Source organism: Rhabdobacter roseus, assembly GCF_014202275.1.
GTDB lineage: Bacteria > Bacteroidota > Bacteroidia > Cytophagales > Spirosomataceae > Rhabdobacter > Rhabdobacter roseus.
Genome location: NZ_JACHGF010000002.1, coordinates 736,116 through 752,525, shown reverse-complemented (window position 1 = coordinate 752,525; position 16,410 = coordinate 736,116). Strand labels below are relative to the sequence as shown.

Annotated in this window: 18 protein-coding genes; 9 read left to right on the top strand and 9 right to left on the bottom strand. The window is 52.1% G+C overall.

Translation table 11 applies throughout. The annotated features are described in order from the left end of the window. Window positions 1-6: 6 nt before the first annotated feature. The 4 genes from HNQ92_RS08295 to HNQ92_RS08280 all read right to left on the bottom strand — a co-directional run bounded on the left by HNQ92_RS08295 (window position 7) and on the right by HNQ92_RS08280 (window position 2,954). Window positions 7-588, bottom strand: coding sequence for an RNA polymerase sigma-70 factor (locus HNQ92_RS08295; RefSeq protein ID WP_184173044.1), 582 nt, complete (start codon window positions 586-588; stop codon window positions 7-9). 347 nt (window positions 589-935) lie between these two features. Continuing rightward, window positions 936-1,112 carry a hypothetical protein gene (locus tag HNQ92_RS08290; RefSeq protein ID WP_184173042.1) on the bottom strand — a complete coding sequence of 59 codons (177 nt, stop codon included), beginning with the start codon at window positions 1,110-1,112 and terminating at the stop codon, window positions 936-938. A 442-nt stretch (window positions 1,113-1,554) separates the two neighbouring features. Continuing rightward, window positions 1,555-1,737 carry a hypothetical protein gene (locus HNQ92_RS08285; protein ID WP_184173040.1) on the bottom strand — a complete coding sequence of 61 codons (183 nt, stop codon included), beginning with the start codon at window positions 1,735-1,737 and terminating at the stop codon, window positions 1,555-1,557. Window positions 1,738-1,751: 14 nt separating this feature from the next. Next, window positions 1,752-2,954: a class I SAM-dependent rRNA methyltransferase gene (locus HNQ92_RS08280; RefSeq protein ID WP_184173038.1), complete on the bottom strand. Its 1,203-nt coding sequence runs from the start codon at window positions 2,952-2,954 to the stop codon at window positions 1,752-1,754. 93 nt (window positions 2,955-3,047) lie between these two features. On the opposite strand from HNQ92_RS08280, the gene HNQ92_RS08275 reads away from it, so the two are divergent. Then, window positions 3,048-3,959, top strand: coding sequence for a sugar phosphate isomerase/epimerase family protein (locus tag HNQ92_RS08275; protein ID WP_184173036.1), 912 nt, complete (start codon window positions 3,048-3,050; stop codon window positions 3,957-3,959). On the opposite strand, the gene HNQ92_RS08270 is transcribed toward HNQ92_RS08275, so the two are convergent. After that, entirely contained in the window at window positions 3,950-4,987 is a 1,038-nt protein-coding gene (locus HNQ92_RS08270; protein WP_221307405.1) for a zinc dependent phospholipase C family protein, read from the bottom strand. The two genes, HNQ92_RS08275 and HNQ92_RS08270, sit on opposite strands and share 10 nt — an antisense overlap. Window positions 4,988-5,326: 339 nt before the next feature. On the opposite strand from HNQ92_RS08270, the gene HNQ92_RS08265 reads away from it, so the two are divergent. Continuing rightward, entirely contained in the window at window positions 5,327-5,731 is a 405-nt protein-coding gene (locus tag HNQ92_RS08265) for a Dabb family protein (protein WP_184173032.1), read from the top strand. Between the two features lie 65 nt (window positions 5,732-5,796). Here the strand turns inward: HNQ92_RS08265 and ung are convergent, their stop codons facing one another. After that, a complete protein-coding gene (gene ung, locus HNQ92_RS08260; protein ID WP_184173030.1) occupies window positions 5,797-6,462 on the bottom strand; it encodes a uracil-DNA glycosylase in 666 nt (221 codons plus the stop codon). A gap of 113 nt (window positions 6,463-6,575) precedes the next feature. Between ung and apaG the strand changes: the two genes are divergently transcribed. The 3 genes from apaG to HNQ92_RS08245 all read left to right on the top strand — a co-directional run bounded on the left by apaG (window position 6,576) and on the right by HNQ92_RS08245 (window position 8,614). After that, window positions 6,576-6,962: a Co2+/Mg2+ efflux protein ApaG gene (gene apaG, locus HNQ92_RS08255; protein WP_184173028.1), complete on the top strand. Its 387-nt coding sequence runs from the start codon at window positions 6,576-6,578 to the stop codon at window positions 6,960-6,962. An 81-nt stretch (window positions 6,963-7,043) separates the two neighbouring features. Next, window positions 7,044-7,823: an O-methyltransferase gene (locus tag HNQ92_RS08250; RefSeq protein ID WP_184173026.1), complete on the top strand. Its 780-nt coding sequence runs from the start codon at window positions 7,044-7,046 to the stop codon at window positions 7,821-7,823. 227 nt (window positions 7,824-8,050) lie between these two features. Next, window positions 8,051-8,614: a DUF4142 domain-containing protein gene (locus HNQ92_RS08245; RefSeq protein ID WP_184173024.1), complete on the top strand. Its 564-nt coding sequence runs from the start codon at window positions 8,051-8,053 to the stop codon at window positions 8,612-8,614. 78 nt (window positions 8,615-8,692) lie between these two features. Here the strand turns inward: HNQ92_RS08245 and HNQ92_RS08240 are convergent, their stop codons facing one another. Next, window positions 8,693-10,423, bottom strand: coding sequence for a DEAD/DEAH box helicase (locus HNQ92_RS08240; protein ID WP_184173022.1), 1,731 nt, complete (start codon window positions 10,421-10,423; stop codon window positions 8,693-8,695). A 425-nt stretch (window positions 10,424-10,848) separates the two neighbouring features. Next, window positions 10,849-11,979: an alanine dehydrogenase gene (ald, locus tag HNQ92_RS08235; protein ID WP_184173020.1), complete on the bottom strand. Its 1,131-nt coding sequence runs from the start codon at window positions 11,977-11,979 to the stop codon at window positions 10,849-10,851. Window positions 11,980-12,162: 183 nt separating this feature from the next. Here ald and HNQ92_RS08230 point away from each other — a divergent pair, with 183 nt between their 5' ends. Continuing rightward, window positions 12,163-12,624: an Lrp/AsnC family transcriptional regulator gene (locus HNQ92_RS08230; RefSeq protein WP_184173019.1), complete on the top strand. Its 462-nt coding sequence runs from the start codon at window positions 12,163-12,165 to the stop codon at window positions 12,622-12,624. 85 nt (window positions 12,625-12,709) lie between these two features. Next, complete coding sequence (locus tag HNQ92_RS08225; RefSeq protein WP_184173017.1) at window positions 12,710-12,946, top strand: hypothetical protein; 237 nt, start codon at window positions 12,710-12,712, stop codon at window positions 12,944-12,946. A 117-nt stretch (window positions 12,947-13,063) separates the two neighbouring features. Here the strand turns inward: HNQ92_RS08225 and HNQ92_RS08220 are convergent, their stop codons facing one another. Further along, window positions 13,064-14,176, bottom strand: a complete 1,113-nt coding sequence (locus HNQ92_RS08220; protein WP_184173015.1) for an NAD(P)/FAD-dependent oxidoreductase — start codon at window positions 14,174-14,176, stop codon at window positions 13,064-13,066. A 152-nt stretch (window positions 14,177-14,328) separates the two neighbouring features. Between HNQ92_RS08220 and HNQ92_RS08215 the strand changes: the two genes are divergently transcribed. Both HNQ92_RS08215 and HNQ92_RS08210 read left to right on the top strand, forming a co-directional pair. Further along, entirely contained in the window at window positions 14,329-15,351 is a 1,023-nt protein-coding gene (locus HNQ92_RS08215) for an SPASM domain-containing protein (RefSeq protein ID WP_184173013.1), read from the top strand. Window positions 15,352-15,513: 162 nt separating this feature from the next. Further along, window positions 15,514-16,311, top strand: coding sequence for a ParA family protein (locus tag HNQ92_RS08210; RefSeq protein ID WP_184173012.1), 798 nt, complete (start codon window positions 15,514-15,516; stop codon window positions 16,309-16,311). The last annotated feature ends 99 nt before the right edge of the window (window positions 16,312-16,410 follow it).

Here is a 16,410-nt window from a genome sequence, read left to right as displayed (position 1 = left end):
CTCAAATTAACTCATAAAAAACAGTAGGAGGGAAGCCGGCAGGAAATCGACCAGCTTGAGCCGCAACAGCCGCAGGGCTTTGCCCATTTGATTCTCCACGGTTTTGACGGGGAGCTGCAGGCGGTCGGCTATTTCCTGGTACTTGAGCTCCTCAAAGCGGCTCATCTGAAAGATGGTCCGGCATTTTTCAGGCAACTCCCGCAGGGCTTTTTCCAGCCGCTGCTCCAGTTCTTTCAGCTCTAGGGGGTGCGAGGTAGCGGAGGTAGGTTCCATATGATGATTGACGTAGGTGCGGTACGCATCCCGCACTTTGAGGTGCTTGAGGTAGTTCAGGCTTTCGTGATAAACCGACCGGTACAGGTACCCGCTCACCGACTCCCTTATTTCGATCTGTTCGGTTTTTTCCCAAAGCCGACAAAAAACGTTCTGTACCATTTCTTCGGCCATCACATCGTCTTTCACGAGGGTGTTGGCGTAGGCGTGCAGGGGTTTGAAGTGCGCTTTAAACACTCTTTCAAACTCCTCTTCTTTGTCCCTGTTCAGGAGTATGGCTGTACCCGAGGTCCTGCCCGAGGTAGTTTCATTCATTAGGCTGAAATATTATTACAGAATACGTTGAATGGGAATACCGAAGCCCTACCGGCGTAGTGCATGGGAATGACACTCTACGGGGTACTTACCCTATTTTTTTTGAAATAATTTTTCAATGATCGGTGCGTTCAGACTATAGTTGCCGCCTTTAGGTACCTTTCGGCAAGCAGTCCGCAACCGTACCGGAAACTCAAAAAAGAGCGGCAATAATCCATTTACTATCAATAAATTAACAGAAAATTGTACCGTATAAAAAAAATACAGATTAGTCTTTTTTAGATCCTGGATTTTTTTGTTTATTTACAAATTGTTTTCTCATACACACACACTTATACTTATCCACTCTAATGAATCTTTTCATTAAAGTCATCATGGGCATAATCTGGATTATCGCCCTTCTGGTTGCCTGCGCGGCCGTCGTCATCGCGGCCCCCTTCGTCTTGGTCATTGGTGGAATTTACTTGCTCATCAAAAAACTGCGGACGTCCGAAGAAGGAGTCAGTGACTCCGGGACGGCGCATGTTTTTCTTTAGGGTACCTGTTATGTTTTCCACCGAAGGTACCTCCACGCCCAGGATCGGCCCCCTGGCTACCAGTTTATGCTCCGTATGAAGTGCCTCTTAATTAATTCTGGTTACTTTCTTTTTTGTTCTTTTTTAAGGAAATAAGCACGTTTAGCGCGGCTTTCATGGTGCTTTTCTTCTATAAAGTTGGAGTAAAGCGGCTATTATAAATATGTTTACTATTTTTAGAAAAAAAATACTACTTACTCATCCCTAAGCAGTATCGCAACGTATATACATACTAAAATCTTGAAGATAGCTTATGACCATTCTTGTCAAATTCATTTTAAGCACCGTTTGGCTCACGGCACTTGTGCTCACGAGTTTCCTAATGGTATTTTTTACACCACTTACCCTGGTGTTGGTACGGGTACAGCGGTAGCTGATACCGTTAAGTTTTTTACACTTCCCGAAGCAGGTACCGCCTACGCAGGTCGTTGAGCAGGAATTTTTTCTGGGCGGTAAAACTTTCCGGATGTACTTCTTCGAAAAGTTTTTCCCATTCCGCATAGCGCGTCGGTTCGGCTTGCCGAAATACACCGGCGTCAATTTTTTTCTGTTTCAGGTACTCCAAAAATTCCATGCGTCCGTTCCGGTTTATTCTACTCTCAGTACCAATCCTTTCAGGTAACTACCTTCGGGATGAAAAATATTGACGGGGTGGTCGGGCCCTTGCGTGAGCTGGTGGATCACGCGTACACGGCGACCTGCCTCCATGGCAGCGGCTACGATGGTATTGTAAAAAAGCTCGCGCTCCACCACCTGTGAGCACGAAAACGTGAAGAGCAGCCCACCCGGCTTGACGCGCAGCAGGCCTTCGGCGTTCAGCCGCTTGTAGCCCTGCACGGCCCGGTGCCGGGCCGACCGGCTCTTGGCAAAGGCGGGCGGGTCAAGTACCACGATGTCGTAAGTTGTTTCTTCTACGCGCAGCCATTTCATCACGTCTTCGGTGAGCGCCCGGTGCCGGGAGGTACCTTCGTTGAGCGCTACGTTGTTCTCGCAAAGTACCGTGGCCTTGCCCGATACATCAATGGAATCCACCTGAGTCGCCCCGGCGGTGAGGGCGTAAACGGAGAAGCCACCCGAGTAGCTGAAGGCATTCAGGACGGTTTTGCCCGGCGCGTAGTGCGCCAACAACTGGCGGTTTTCGCGCTGGTCCAGAAAGAACCCCGTTTTTTGGCCCAATTCCCAATCTACCTCAAAGTACTTTCCGTACTCACTCACCCGGTAGGGTACCTGTACGTGGCCGTGCAGGTACTCGTTTTTGATGGTAGCGGCGTAGTCGGCCGGGAGGGTTTCGCGGCTTTTGTCATAGACGCACTCCAGCTGGGTACCCAGCACGCGGCGCAGCGCCTCCGTGAGCTCCTGCCGCACACGGTGCATCCCGATGGTGTGCGCCTGAAGTACCGCCACGCGCCCGTACACGTCAATGACCAGGCCCGGCAGGCCGTCGCCCTCGCCGTGGATGAGCCGGTAGCAGTCGGTTTGGGGCAGCTGCAGTTGCTGCCGGAGCTCGTAGGCATTGCGCAGCCGCTCTTCCCAGAACTCCACCCCAATGGGGCCCGGCTCGTACGAAAACAGGCGCACCTTAATACTGCCGTCGTGGTAGTGGCCCTGGGCCAGAAACTGGTTTTTGGACGTAAGTACTTCCACCAGATCACCGTCAGATACTTCGCCTTCTACGCGGGCAATAGCCCCTGAAAACACCCAAGGGTGCATTCTACGAATGGCTTCATCTTTGCCTTTTTGGAGGATAATGCGGGGGAGCCCAGGTACCTTTTCTTTGGTTGGTATAGTCATTAATGGGAAAGCCTGATTAGAAAATAGACTGCTACGTCTTATAGCAATAGTGGTACAATTTTACACATTTTTTAATCCAAAGATCAACCTCCTATGATTTACAACCGCCGTTTCTTTTTAAAAGCCGCCAGTGCTGCGGCTGCCGGTACGCTGGTATGGCCGCTGGCCTCTTGCTCTCAGTCGGGTAATCAGTCCGACGGCTCGGCCGACTCGCTTGGTACCGCCGGCAGCAGGGGCTCGATGACCACTATTCCGGATTTCGGCATCCAGCTGTACAGCGCGCGCGATATTATTGGCAAAGACCCCAGGGGGGTACTTAAGCAACTGGCGGACATGGGGTATAAAAAAGTAGAAAGCTACCAGGGCGACCAGGGCGTTTTCTGGGGAATGAGCCCGAAAGAGTTCAAAGGGTACTTGGACGAGCTCCGAATGACGGCCGTAAGTACCCACGCCGACACAACTAAAGACCTAGAAAAACTCGCCGATGAAGCCGCCGAGGCTGGCCTGACGTACGTGCTGCAACCTTACATTGGGGCGCAGCCTTCGCTGGACGAATGGAAAAAGCGGGCGGAGGAATTTAACCAGCGGGGGGAAGTTTGTAAAAAGGCGGGCGTGAAGTTTGGCTACCACAACCACGACTATTCTTTCCGGGCCGTGGACGGACAAGTACCCCAGGAGCTGCTGCTGGAAAGTACCGACCCCGGCCTGGTGGTGTATGAGCTGGATATTCTCTGGATCGAGGCCGCGGGCGTGGACGCAGAAACGCACTTCAAAAAGTACGCCGGGCGCTACGATCTGTGCCACATCAAAGACCTGGTGCGCGAGCCGGAGCCCCACTCAACCGACCTGGGCCAGGGCCAGATCAACTACGCCAAGGTACTTAGAACGGCCGCCGACAACGGCGTGAAGCATTTTATCGTGGAGCAGGAGCACTACCCTGAGTCGGTGCTGAAAAGCCTGGCCAACGACGCCGACTACATGAAGCAGCTGGTACTTCAGGGCTGATCGTCCGGTTCGGGTCGAATGCGCAGAAGCCGCCGGAGCCAACTTTGTTGCTCGGCGGCTTCTGCTTTTTTGTCTTCGTCGGACAGGGCAAAGTGGGCCAAAGTACCCAGGTCGGGTTGACCGGCGTTGACCCAGCAGGTATACCACAGGTCACCCACCAGCGCGATCGACGCCCTCATCTGGCGCTCTACCTGGCCGTTGAGCAGCTCGTGGTACCTCACCGAAAAGGCCGTGGAGTAGGTACGTACCAGCACGCCGTTCCGGTTTTCGAAGCTGTAAATCCGGTCTTTGTCAAACGTCTGGCTCAGCTGTTTTTCAAAGCGCAACACCGAGTCGCAGGCGGCGTGGGCTTGGGCTACGGCTTGCCACACGGCCTCGGTGGGGTTGTCCAGGTACTGGGCCGGACCAATCCACAGATCGTACTGCTGGGCCAGCAGCTCCGGCAGCCGCGACTCCCACAGGGCGTGGATGCCTTCTTGCCCGGTGAGCTGTCCGTTGTAGTTGCGGGTGGTGTGTAAGGGTACGTGCGCGTCGGCTACGTAGTGGCCCAGGTCGGCCGAGAGGCGGAGAATGCGCCGGGCGTCGCGGGCGCGTAGGGCTTCGGTGAGCTGGTAGGCGGCCGTTTGGATGTACCAGGGAACAATGCCGTGCCGCCGGAGGCTGTCTTCGCCCAGGGCTTCCTTCGCCGCCGACCAGTGGCGGGGTAGTTTAGTAAGAGCACTGTCCCCGTAGACGTCCAGATCGATGTAGTGCCGCTCGGCTTCGCCCACTACCGCGTAGCGGCGGCGGTCGGGGTTCACGGCGTTCTCGCTGAGGTAGTCAATGTGTTTTTTGTAAAAAACCAGCATCTCGGGCGGGAGGCGGTACACGGCCAGGCGGTTGATCTGGCGGTGTGCCCAGAAGCCCCAGCGGGGTCCCCGAAAGCTCCATAGGGTACTTGCTACCAAGAAAAAAAGAACCAAAGTACCTAGTGTGAGCTTTTTTTTCTGGCTTTGTTCGACCGTTTTTAAAGTACCCCTTCCAAACATTCTTTGGCTGCTACAATTTGTAGTTTTGGGGTTACTAGTTTCTTTTTTGCAAAAAGTACCCCCTTTTTGGCCCGATACCAAACGGGCTTTTCTAGAATCTGCTCTTTTTTCGTTCGCTCCGTCCTTTTTCAATACTACTTCTTAAGTCAAGCTGCAAAATGCCTCATTCTGAGCGCTTCAGAATTTTATTGGGCAAAAAAATCAAACTGCTCCGTTAAAATTTTAGAATTTGATTAGAATTCAAAATTAGTCATATTTTTTATAGAAATAATTCAAAATAAGAAATTCTTTGTACTTTTGTATCGTTAAGAAAGCAACGATCTCATTTTGGCATTAACCATGAAACGTAAAAATAAAACAGTAGGGTATCTGGTTCCGGTTTTTGTGCTGGGGCTTTTCATGCTCATCATCTACGGCGCGTACGTGCCCCACAAAGTAGCCGAATCGCAACGCATTGTATGTGTGAAGTTTAAGCCCGGTACTTCCAATGACGCGATCGAAAAACACATGCGTGAATTTGCGGCCTTGCGTACTTCCATTTCGGATGTAGTCGCTTATTCGGGTGGAAAGGTATCCGAGAGCACGGGCGGTACCAGTTCGTATGACGTGGTACATTACCTGACTTTCCGGACGGGCGATGCGGCCGAGAAATACACGACCCACCCCAAGCGGCTGGCCTTCATTGAAGCCAATCAAGGGGCCTGGGAGCATGTACTGGAAATTAACTCGGACATTCAGAAATAGCCTCAACCAGGTACAAGTAGATTAAAATAAAAGAGAGAATCGTCCCGGCGATTCTCTCTTTTATTTTACCACTCAATGGCCGTTTGCCCCTTTTGCTCGAGGTACTTGTTGGCCTGGCTGAAATGTTTTGTTCCAAACCAGCCCCCCCACTTGGCGGCCATGGGCGATGGATGCGTGGCTTTCAAAACCAAGTGCCGGCTTGAGTCGATGATCGCCCCTTTTTCCTGCGCGTATTTTCCCCACAGCATGAATACCACCCCCTCTTTCTGCTCAGAGATAGCTTTGATCACCGCGTCGGTAAACAGCTCCCAGCCTTTTTTCTGGTGCGAGCCCGCTTCACCGGCTCGTACGGTCAGGGTAGCGTTTAGCAAAAGTACCCCCTGCACGGCCCAGCGTTCCAGATTGCCCGATGTGGGTATGGGCTTACCCAGGTCATCGCGGATCTCTTTGAAAATATTGAGCAGGGAAGGAGGCTTAGGAATACCCTCGTTGACCGAAAAACTGAGGCCATGAGCCTGGCCAGCTCCGTGGTAGGGATCCTGCCCCAGAATAACTACCTTGCAGCGGTCGAAGGGACATTGTTCGAACGCGTTGAAGATGTACTTGCCCGGCGGGTAGATTTTGTGGGCGGCGTACTCCTGCTTCACAAATTCGACCAGCTCTTTAAAGTACGGTTTTTCAAACTCCGGAGCCAGATGCGTTTTCCAGGATTCTTCTATTTTGATGTCCATGAAGTACCAGTAAGGATGAGACCGTAAAAATATATTTTTTTGATTGTGGAATTTATAAACATAGCCTTCTTAATTTCGTTTAACCAACAAAAGGCATACCCCCTGATACCTGTATGGTTTCTGAAGTGACAGAAGGTGTAAAAGTGACCGTCCTGACGGAATACCAGCCGGATTATTCCAATCCCAGGCAGGCGCATTTTGTATTTACCTACAAGGTTGTGATCGAAAATCACAGCGAGAATACCGTGAAACTCCTGCGACGGCACTGGCATATCTACGACTCCAACGGAAGCGTGCGTGAGGTGGAAGGCGAAGGCGTGGTAGGGCAGCAGCCGGTACTGGAGCCGGGTGAAGTACACGAGTACGTATCGGGCTGTAATTTGCGGACCAACCTGGGTAAGATGGCTGGTACCTACCTGATGGAGCGGGTGTTGGACGGGCGGCAGTTTCGGGTGGTCATCCCCGAGTTTACGCTGATTGTACCTTACCGGTTGAATTAACCTCATCCCTAGCCCTTCTCTTGCTAGGAGAAGGAGAAAAAAGAGGGTGATCAGATTGATTACTTTAAAGAACTTTCCGAATTGATTCTTCATTACCTCAAGTACCTTCTGCGCTCGGGCAACGAGCACGCCATCCATTCTCCTTTTCTTTTTGAATTGTACACCCAGGTGATTCGTCCCCGGCAAAAAGACCAGCACCCGGATTATACGCCAATCCAGCGGCTCCGGCGGCAGCTGCTGCGCTCCAGGGAAACGATCCGGGTACTGGATCTGGGCGCGGGCTCCCGGGTTGATGGCTCCGATCGGCGCCAAGTAAGCCGCATAGCCCGGAATGCCGAGAAACCCGCCAAATTCGGCAAACTGTTTCACCGACTGGTACGCAGGTACCAACCTACCACTACCTTGGAGCTAGGTACTTCGCTGGGCGTCACGACGATGTACTTTGCCAAAGGATACCCGTCAGGGCGCGTCCTGACCCTGGAAGGGTGCCCGGAAACGGCCCGCATTGCACAGGAGAATTTTGCGGCACTGGGCGTAGAGAACGTCGAGGTGATACTGGGAAATATCGACACGACGCTACCTGGTACCCTTCAAAGCCTGAACGGTAAAGTGGACTTGGTGTTTTTCGATGCCAACCATCGGTACGAACCCACCGTAAGGTACTTTGAGACCTGCCTGCCCTACGTGCACAACGACACCCTGTTTATCTTTGACGACATCTATTGGTCCGACGAAATGGTGCGGGCCTGGGCGTATATCAAGGATCATCCGCAAGTACGTCTTACCGTTGATTTATTCTGGATTGGACTGGTATTTTTCCGGAAGGAACAAGCGAAGGAAGATTTTACCCTGCGTTTCTAGGAGGCGAGGTAGTACTTTCTTTCTCCAAAGTAAGTACCCCAGGAATACCTTTAGTGGTTGTTTTCCCCACTTCTTACCCATTAGCGCTCCCCAAAAGCACCCCTACCAAGCGAGGATCTTCTTCCCTATACGTAGTATAGGCTTCAACGCCTGCGGTGGCTCTGGCAGTTGGCACGTGTTTTTATATAGTTATAGGTAGTTCAAACATCACTAAACTTGAAACTACTATGAAAAAGATGACTTGGAATGCCCTATTGTTGGCGTGTATGTTTGCCGCGGTAAGCTGTAATACTTCGAGCGACAACGATAGCAAAGACGCGGCCGAAGAACAAAATGAAGCTACTTTTGACGATTCGAATATGGAAGATGACGCCGAGTTTGCGGTAGCAGCAGCCGACGGCGGAATGATGGAAGTACAGCTCGGTGAGCTGGCTCAGTCTAAAGGTTCTTCGCAGGCGGTCAAAGATTTTGGAAAAATGATGGCCGATGACCACGGCAAAGCCAACACCGAGCTAAAAGCGCTGGCTCAGCAGAAGAACATCACGCTGCCTACGACGCTAAGTGATAAGAGCCAGAAAATGTACGACGATTTGTCCAAAAAAACGGGCAAAGACTTTGACAAAGACTACATGAGCCACATGGTGGATGACCACAAGGATGATATCGATAAATTTCAGAAACAAGCCGACAACGGTAATGATCCTGATCTGAAATCGTGGGCGGCTAACAAAGTACCTACCTTGAAGCAACACCTCGAAAAAGCACAGTCGGTTCGGGATGCTGTAAAATAAAAGTCAAGTGGTTAATCAAGTAAAAGGGGCGCTATCTCGTGTGAGATAGGCCCCTTTTATTTTTGCCAGAAAAAGGAATTACTTGGCGATGTCAATTTGTACCTGCTTGCCTTTGATGGTGTTGCCATCCATGGCCCGAACCACGGAACGAGCGTCGCGCTCGGGTACGTCCACAAAGGTAAACTTATCGAAGATGTCGATGGCTCCAATGGCTTTGCCAGGAATTTTGGCTTCACCGGCAATGGCTCCTACGATGTCGCGCGGTTGGATGTTATCCTTACGGCCTACACTTAGGAAAAGACGCGTCATGCCGGGTTCGGCGGTCGTAGGGCTGCTGTTGCGACTGGCCGGACGATCGCTTCTGCTGGGGGCACGGTCGCCCCGGCGGTCGTCGCGGTCAAAGCGGCCGCGGCGGTCTCCGGCGTCAAAGCGGTCGCCGCCACGTTCCCGACGGTCGCTTCCCATCCGGTCGTTGCGTTTTTCTTCCCAAGCCAGGTTGCCATTGGCGTAGTTGTCTTTTTGGACTCCCATGATTTGCTTGGCCATGGCTCCCACGATTTGCTCGGTGGAGTAGCCGCTATGCCGAAGCATCTCCAGCACGTCTTCGTAAAGATCCGTATCGCCTTCCTGGATGGCGGCCGCGATGCTATCCACAAAGCGGGCTTTCCGGATTCCCACAATATCTTCAAAGGAAGGAATAACGCCCTTCTCGATTTTCACTTTAGTATAGCCTTCGATTTGGCGCAAACGGTACTTTTCGTCGCGGGCAACCAGCGAGAACGCCCGGCCCGACATACCTGCCCGGCCCGTCCGGCCAATCCGGTGTACGTAGTACTCTTCGTCCAGGGGTACATCGTAGTTGATGACCGCGTCCAGACCGCTTACGTCAATACCACGAGCGGCCACGTCGGTAGCCACCAGGATGGTCGTTACGCCCGCTTTGAACTTGCTCATGACGTTGGTACGCTGCTGCTGGCGCAGGTCACCGTGCAGGCCTTCCGAAGCGTAGCCGCGAAGCTGCAGCTCTTCCACGATCTCGTCTACTTTGCGTTTGGTATTACAAAATACCAGCAGCGACTGCAGGTGGTACATGTCGATAAGGCGGGTCATCACCTCTACTTTGGCCTGCGGCTTTACTTCGAAGTAAACCTGCTCAATGTTCTGGTTGGTCAGCTCGTTCCGAACTACCTTGATCAGAACGGGGTCGTTCTGAAAGCGCTTGGTGATGGACATGATCGGCTTGGACATGGTAGCCGAAAACAAGATCGTTTGGCGCTCTTCGGGCATTTCTTTCAAAATGCTCTCGATATCCTCGCGAAAGCCCATGTCGAGCATTTCATCGGCTTCGTCAAGTACCATCATTTGTACTTCGTTGAAGTGAAGCGTCCGGCGCTGCATGTGATCCATGACGCGGCCGGGGGTACCTACCACGATATGAACCCCTTTTTTTAGGGAACGGATCTGGCGTTCGATCGAGTCACCACCGTAGATGGTCTCAATCCGAATGCCGCGCATGTACTTGCCCAGGCGGCTAATTTCTTCGGACACCTGCACGGCTAATTCCCGCGTGGGGCACAGAATCAGGGCTTGTACGGCATTATTGGTAGGATCTATCTTTTCCAGCACGGGAATGCCAAAGGCCGCCGTTTTTCCGGTACCCGTTTGGGCCTGGCCGATTACGTCGTAGCCCTGCATCACGGGCGGTATACCTTGCTCCTGAATGGGGGAAGGCTTCTCGAAGCCCATTTCGTTGACGGCCTTAAGGATGTTTTCGGATAACCCCAGGTCGGCAAAAGTTTCAATTGTCATTTTCTTGTAAATTGTAGATTATAAAACTAGGATGAGATAGGTGGGAGAGAGTATAAACAGGTTAGTGCCCACACGGAAACGTGCTTTGCCTCGATCGATCTGATCAACGCTAAAAGGGTACTGGTATGTGTACTAACAGGGGATAACGCAAAGCCCACCACGAGTCATCCGTGTGGCTCTGCAAGATAATTACGGCATTAAGATCTGAACGGAAAAGTTAATGGTAGTTCAAATCACCCAAACCGGAGTAGAAGCAGAAGTGCGAACGGATGTTCGTTTTATTTTTTGCAAAAGTAAGAATAATATTTGAATACTGTGCGTACTCGGTCTAAATAATTGTAATATTTTTAGAAAATAAAAAAGCGACCCATCAAATTCCGGGTCGCTTTCCATACTACTCCACCTTAATTACTTTTTACTCAATCCTACACGTGGGCTACGTGGCCCAGTACTTCGCTCACCTCGGTAAAGGGCAAGTCAAAGGCATCAGACACGCCCCGGTATACCACTTTTCCGTGTACAATGTTGAGTCCCTTCCGCAGCTCTTCGTTTTGCGAGCAGGCTTTTTGCCAGCCCTGGCCAGCCAGTTGCAAAGCGTAGGGGAGGGTTGCGTTGGTTAGCGCCAGCGTAGACGTATACGGTACGGCTCCGGGCATGTTCGCTACGCAATAATGTATAATGTCATCCACGACATAGATTGGATCCTGATGCGTGGTAGCGTGAGATGTTTCAAAACAACCGCCCTGATCGATGGCTACGTCGACCATCACCGTACCGGGACGCATGAGCTTAAGCATGTCCCGGGTGATGAGCGAAGGGGCCTTGGCACCGGGGATAAGTACCCCGCCAATGATGAGGTCGGCCTGTTGTACCAGCTGGCGAATCGTGTATTCATTGGACATCACGGTATCTACGTTGGCAGGCATGATGTCTTCCAAATACCGCAAGCGCGGCAAGCTGATGTCCACGATCGTGACGTTGGCACCGAGCCCCGCAGCCATCTTGGCCGACTGGGTACCTACAATACCGCCGCCCAGCACCAGTACGTTAGCGGGTTTTACTCCCGCTACGCCGCCCAGCAAAATACCCCGTCCGCCCATAGGTTTTTCGAGGTACTTGGCGCCTTCCTGCACCGCCATGCGGCCGGCTACCTCGCTCATCGGCACCAGCAACGGCAGGCTTCGATCGGTTTTTTCCACCGTTTCGTAAGCCAGACACACGGCTTTACGCTCGATCATGGCCTGGGTGAGAGGCTGTGACGAGGCGAAATGAAAGTAGGTAAACAGGAGTTGATTTTCTTTAATGAGCGGGTACTCCGACGCAATGGGCTCCTTTACTTTAATGATCATTTCGGCGATCCCGTATACTTCCTCAATGGTAGCCAGGAGTGTAGCCCCGGCTTCGCGGTACTCTTGGTCGGTGAAGCCGCTGCTGGCACCCGCACCCTGCTGTACGTATACGGAATGTCCCTGCTTCACAAATTCAGTGACTCCGGCGGGTGTTAAAGCCACCCGGTTTTCGTTGTTCTTTATTTCTTGCGGAACACCAATGATCATATATAGAAGAAAAGTTAAAGCGAGAATACCTTCGCTATTTCTTTTGCAAAAGTACTAATAATAGGAAATGGTACTTTATGTACCAATAATTACAGAAAAAATTTCTATTATTCAGGCAGAATAGTTACTATTTTTCTTTGCCAGGACAAATATAAAAGCTGTCACCCAAAAATATTTCTGTTGATGAACCCAGACGCCACGGACCGCCAGCTAATGAAGCTGCTCCAGCAAAACGCCCAGCTTACCATCAAAGAAATGGCCGCGCGGGTCAATCTCTCCGTCACGCCCGTCCACGACCGCATTCGCAAGCTCGAGAAAGAAGGGTACATTGAGCGGTATGTGTGCCTGCTGAACCGCCGTAAGCTGGGGAAGAATCTATTGGTATATTGTAACATAACGCTCGACAAGCAACGCAAAGAAAGCTTTGAGGAGTTCAACGAGGCGGTAGGTCAAATGCCCGAAGTACTGGAGTGCTGCGTGGTGTCGGGTAGTTTCGACTACCTATTGAAAATCGTGGTAGACGACGTCGAGGCCTATAATCAGTTTTACCAGCAAAATCTTTCGGTCCTTAAAAGTGTGCTGCACATCAGTAGTTTTTTTGTGATGTCCCAGGTCAAAAGTACCACCGAACTACCCCTTGAGTAGGCAAGGCTTCGGCAAAGTGGTATGCTTTTTTAGCCTTTTTGGAAAATCGAATCTAAACGTATTCATCAACCAAACGACCACGGACATGCCTTATAAAAGCAAACAACCGGGCGGGGCGACCAAAGCAGGACCTACCCAGACGGAAAAAGATAAATCGGAAGTGAAAGAGCTCAACAGCGACGAGCGGGAGCGGCTAAACGACATCGAGGACACCTACGCCGACGAAAACGGGGAGCCTGACCCGAGCGTAGTACACGTACTACACCAAAACAGAAATACGGATAAACCCGATATAAATAAACCCGCCTACGGAGGTACCTGATCAGGCCGGCACAGGTACCTTGTAGGGGGTACTTACAAAGTACCCCCTACAAGGTACCTTCGGCTTGTTTCAGTAGAGGTACTTAGCCTTAGTAGTAGGGTAGGTACCTCTTCTTCTTTAGAACGGACTGCCGTGCGTACGCCGGATCACGAGCCGCATGGCGGGTGGTACCATTCCAAAAAAATGCAGCGCCATTTCGGACAGGGCTTCACTGCCGAAGAGGCGCTGTATTTTTCTGCCTACCCAGAGGCGGGTAGAAAACTCATTTTGCCAGCGCTGGGCGTACTTCTCTTCCAGTTGGGCCCGGTTGTGGTGGTGGTTAAAGTACCCCGTGATTTCGTGAGCGGCCATACTTCCGGCCCGGATCGCCATGGCCATGCCGTTGCCGCAGAGGGGCGTAATGAGCCCGGCGGCGTCGCCCGCCATCAGGATGTGATTTTCGATGGCTTTTTTGGGAGCAAAGGATATTTCATTGATGACCTCCGGCTTATCGTACAGAAACTCCGCCTCGTGCAAAATGGAATACAGGTGTGGATTGCGGGCCAGTACTTTTTTCTCCATCACCGGAATACTTCCAAAGGCCTTGAGGGCGGCGCGCTCGATGAGGTAGCAAAAACAGAATTTACCCTCCTCAACGGCTGAAATACCACAGTACCCACCCTTGAAGTTGTGCAGCGCAATGAGGTCGTCGGGGAAATCGTAGCGCACATGGTACTTTACACCCAAGTAGGGCGAAGGCTGCTGCATGAAGGGCCGTTCCAGCTGCCGGTCAAGCCGGGCGCGCTTTCCGTAGGCTCCCACCACGATTTCGGCTTGATAACACGCTTCGGGCGTTTGCACCTCAAAGCCGTCCGCCTTCCACTGAATATCCGTGATGGTGGTATTGAGTACTACCTCCACGCCCGCTTGCAGCGCCAGCTCATAAAGCGCGGCGTCGAGCCGGTACCGGCTAATGCCAAAGCCGCCCAGGTCCAGGCGGGTATCCAGCACGTTGCCACGGGGAGAAGTGAGCCGGAAGCGTTGGATCTCAACGGCCCCCAGTGCCTTCAGGTCCAGGCGGAGTTTTTCCAGGTAAGGCCTCACTTCGTTAGAAACGTATTCGCCACAGACCTTGTGGTGGGGGTACTTCTTACGCTCGATCAGGATCACCCTCAGACCAGCCTGCGCCAACTCGATGCTACAGACCAATCCGGCCAGGCCGCCGCCCGCGATGAGGATAGGGTACTTCATACACAGGTAGAATTAGGTTTGCATAGGAGGGTTGGGAAACAATATTGCTTGGCTGATCTGATTTAAACGGATTCGAGCCCTAATGGTTAGATTCTCCGGCATACTATTTACCCAACCGGTGTATTTTGCGAAGAATCGTGTAATTTGCACCCATGAATCGAAACTGGAAAGATGGCCTCAACCTACTGTCGAAAGTGACTCCCCGGCGGGCCTGGAACGCGCTACAGGTAGTTGGGAGCTATTTTTATTCAAAGTACACGGGCCGGAATACCCACCGGGGAATGCCCATCGCCATATCGTTTGAGCCGACTACCTCCTGTAACCTGCGTTGCCCGGAGTGCCCCAGCGGCCTTCGGTCGTTTACGCGGCCCACGGGCATGATGGAAGCGGACCTGTTCCGAAAAACCATCGACGAGCTGGCCGACACGCTGCTCTACCTGATTTTTTACTTCCAGGGAGAGCCCTACCTACACCCCAAATTCCTGGAGCTCGTGGGCTACGCGCACCAAAAAGGGATTTATACTGCTACCTCAACGAACGCCCATTACCTCACCGACGAGAAAGCCCGCCTGACGGTGGAGTCAGGACTGGACCGGCTGATCATTTCCATTGATGGTACATCGCAGGAGGTCTACGAGCAGTACCGGGTGGGGGGCAAGCTGGAGAAGGTACTGGAAGGTACCCGGAATATCATTAAGTGGAAAAAAGCCCTCAAATCAAGTACCCCGCACGTGATCTTTCAGTTTTTGGTAGTGCGGCCCAACGAGCACCAGATCGGGGAGGTACGGCAGCTGGCCCGGGAGCTGGGCGTGGATGAGGTAGGGCTTAAAACGGCCCAAATTTACGAGTACGAGCAAGGCTCCGCGCTCATTCCTACCTTGGATGAGTACTCGCGCTACCGGCCCGAAGCCGATGGTACCTATTCCATCAAAAACGCGCTGGTGGACCACTGCTGGAAAATGTGGCACTCCTGCGTAATCACCTGGGACGGCCTGGTGGTACCCTGCTGCTTTGACAAAGATGCGCACCACCGGCTGGGCGATATGAAGCGGCAGACCTTCCGTGAATTATGGCGCAGCCCGGAGTACGGTACTTTCCGCGAAACCCTCATTCGGTCCCGTTCCGAAATCGAGATGTGCAAGAATTGCACTGAGGGAACGAAGGTTTGGGCGTGAAACACCTGCCAAAACAAGCATTTTGTTTTCTTTGCACAAAAAATAATGCATTACAACGGCTTGATAGATAAAGCTTAACAGATAAGTACTAAAAGTCCGTGGAACATTTTTTGGCTATTTGCCCCGAATACCTGAAATTTGAATCCGGTAACTCAAAAACAAATGGGCAAAGTCATTGCGATTGCAAATCAAAAAGGAGGAGTCGGGAAAACTACCACGGCCATAAACCTGGCCGCGAGTCTGGCGGCTCTTGAATTCCGCACCCTTATTATCGACGCTGATCCTCAGGCCAATTCAACCTCCGGTCTGGGTTTTAATCCGAAAGAAATCGAGTACAGCATCTACGAGTGTATGGTAGAGGGCATCCGGACCCGGGACATCATCATCCAGACGGATTTCCCTAACCTGGACCTGCTGCCGTCGCACATCGACCTGGTAGGGGCGGAGATCGAGATGATTAATCTCAAGAACCGGGAAGATCGGATGAAAGACTCGATGGATACCATCCGGGACGACTACGATTTTGTCATCATCGATTGTTCGCCTTCCCTGGGGTTAATCACCATCAACAGCCTCACGGCGGCCGACTCGGTCATCATTCCCGTGCAGTGCGAGTATTTTGCCCTGGAAGGACTGGGCAAATTACTGAATACGATCACCATCATCCAGTCGCGGCTCAATACCAACTTGGCCATTGAGGGTATTCTCCTGACGATGTACGATCTAAGGCTGCGTTTATCCAACCAGGTCGTCAACGAAGTAACTACCCACTTCCAGTCGCTGGTCTTTGATACGATCATCCCGCGTAACGTCAGGCTTAGTGAGTCGCCTAGCTACGGCGTACCGGTTCTGGCCCAGGATGCCGACAGCAAAGGGGCCATCAGCTACCTGAATCTAGCCCGTGAAATCCTAACCAAAAACGGCCTGCTTTCGCAGGATCATTCAGTAGGGGTAAGCTAGAAAAAGCGACTACAAGTCTTCATCAACTTGGTCGTTGAGCTGCCCTGGCAGCAGCTCGATGAGATCATCATAGCGGAAAGGTCGGGGGATTCCGGTTAG

Coding starts and splice junctions, on each gene's coding strand:
- HNQ92_RS08295 (WP_184173044.1), bottom strand. CDS start 588: ATGAATGAAACTACCTCGGGCAGGACCTCGGGTACAGCCATACTCCTG.
- HNQ92_RS08290 (WP_184173042.1), bottom strand. CDS start 1,112: ATGCGCCGTCCCGGAGTCACTGACTCCTTCTTCGGACGTCCGCAGTTT.
- HNQ92_RS08285 (WP_184173040.1), bottom strand. CDS start 1,737: ATGGAATTTTTGGAGTACCTGAAACAGAAAAAAATTGACGCCGGTGTA.
- HNQ92_RS08280 (WP_184173038.1), bottom strand. CDS start 2,954: ATGACTATACCAACCAAAGAAAAGGTACCTGGGCTCCCCCGCATTATC.
- HNQ92_RS08275 (WP_184173036.1), top strand. CDS start 3,048: ATGATTTACAACCGCCGTTTCTTTTTAAAAGCCGCCAGTGCTGCGGCT.
- HNQ92_RS08270 (WP_221307405.1), bottom strand. CDS start 4,987: ATGTTTGGAAGGGGTACTTTAAAAACGGTCGAACAAAGCCAGAAAAAA.
- HNQ92_RS08265 (WP_184173032.1), top strand. CDS start 5,327: ATGAAACGTAAAAATAAAACAGTAGGGTATCTGGTTCCGGTTTTTGTG.
- ung (WP_184173030.1), bottom strand. CDS start 6,462: ATGGACATCAAAATAGAAGAATCCTGGAAAACGCATCTGGCTCCGGAG.
- apaG (WP_184173028.1), top strand. CDS start 6,576: ATGGTTTCTGAAGTGACAGAAGGTGTAAAAGTGACCGTCCTGACGGAA.
- HNQ92_RS08245 (WP_184173024.1), top strand. CDS start 8,051: ATGAAAAAGATGACTTGGAATGCCCTATTGTTGGCGTGTATGTTTGCC.
- HNQ92_RS08240 (WP_184173022.1), bottom strand. CDS start 10,423: ATGACAATTGAAACTTTTGCCGACCTGGGGTTATCCGAAAACATCCTT.
- ald (WP_184173020.1), bottom strand. CDS start 11,979: ATGATCATTGGTGTTCCGCAAGAAATAAAGAACAACGAAAACCGGGTG.
- HNQ92_RS08230 (WP_184173019.1), top strand. CDS start 12,163: ATGAACCCAGACGCCACGGACCGCCAGCTAATGAAGCTGCTCCAGCAA.
- HNQ92_RS08225 (WP_184173017.1), top strand. CDS start 12,710: ATGCCTTATAAAAGCAAACAACCGGGCGGGGCGACCAAAGCAGGACCT.
- HNQ92_RS08220 (WP_184173015.1), bottom strand. CDS start 14,176: ATGAAGTACCCTATCCTCATCGCGGGCGGCGGCCTGGCCGGATTGGTC.
- HNQ92_RS08215 (WP_184173013.1), top strand. CDS start 14,329: ATGAATCGAAACTGGAAAGATGGCCTCAACCTACTGTCGAAAGTGACT.
- HNQ92_RS08210 (WP_184173012.1), top strand. CDS start 15,514: ATGGGCAAAGTCATTGCGATTGCAAATCAAAAAGGAGGAGTCGGGAAA.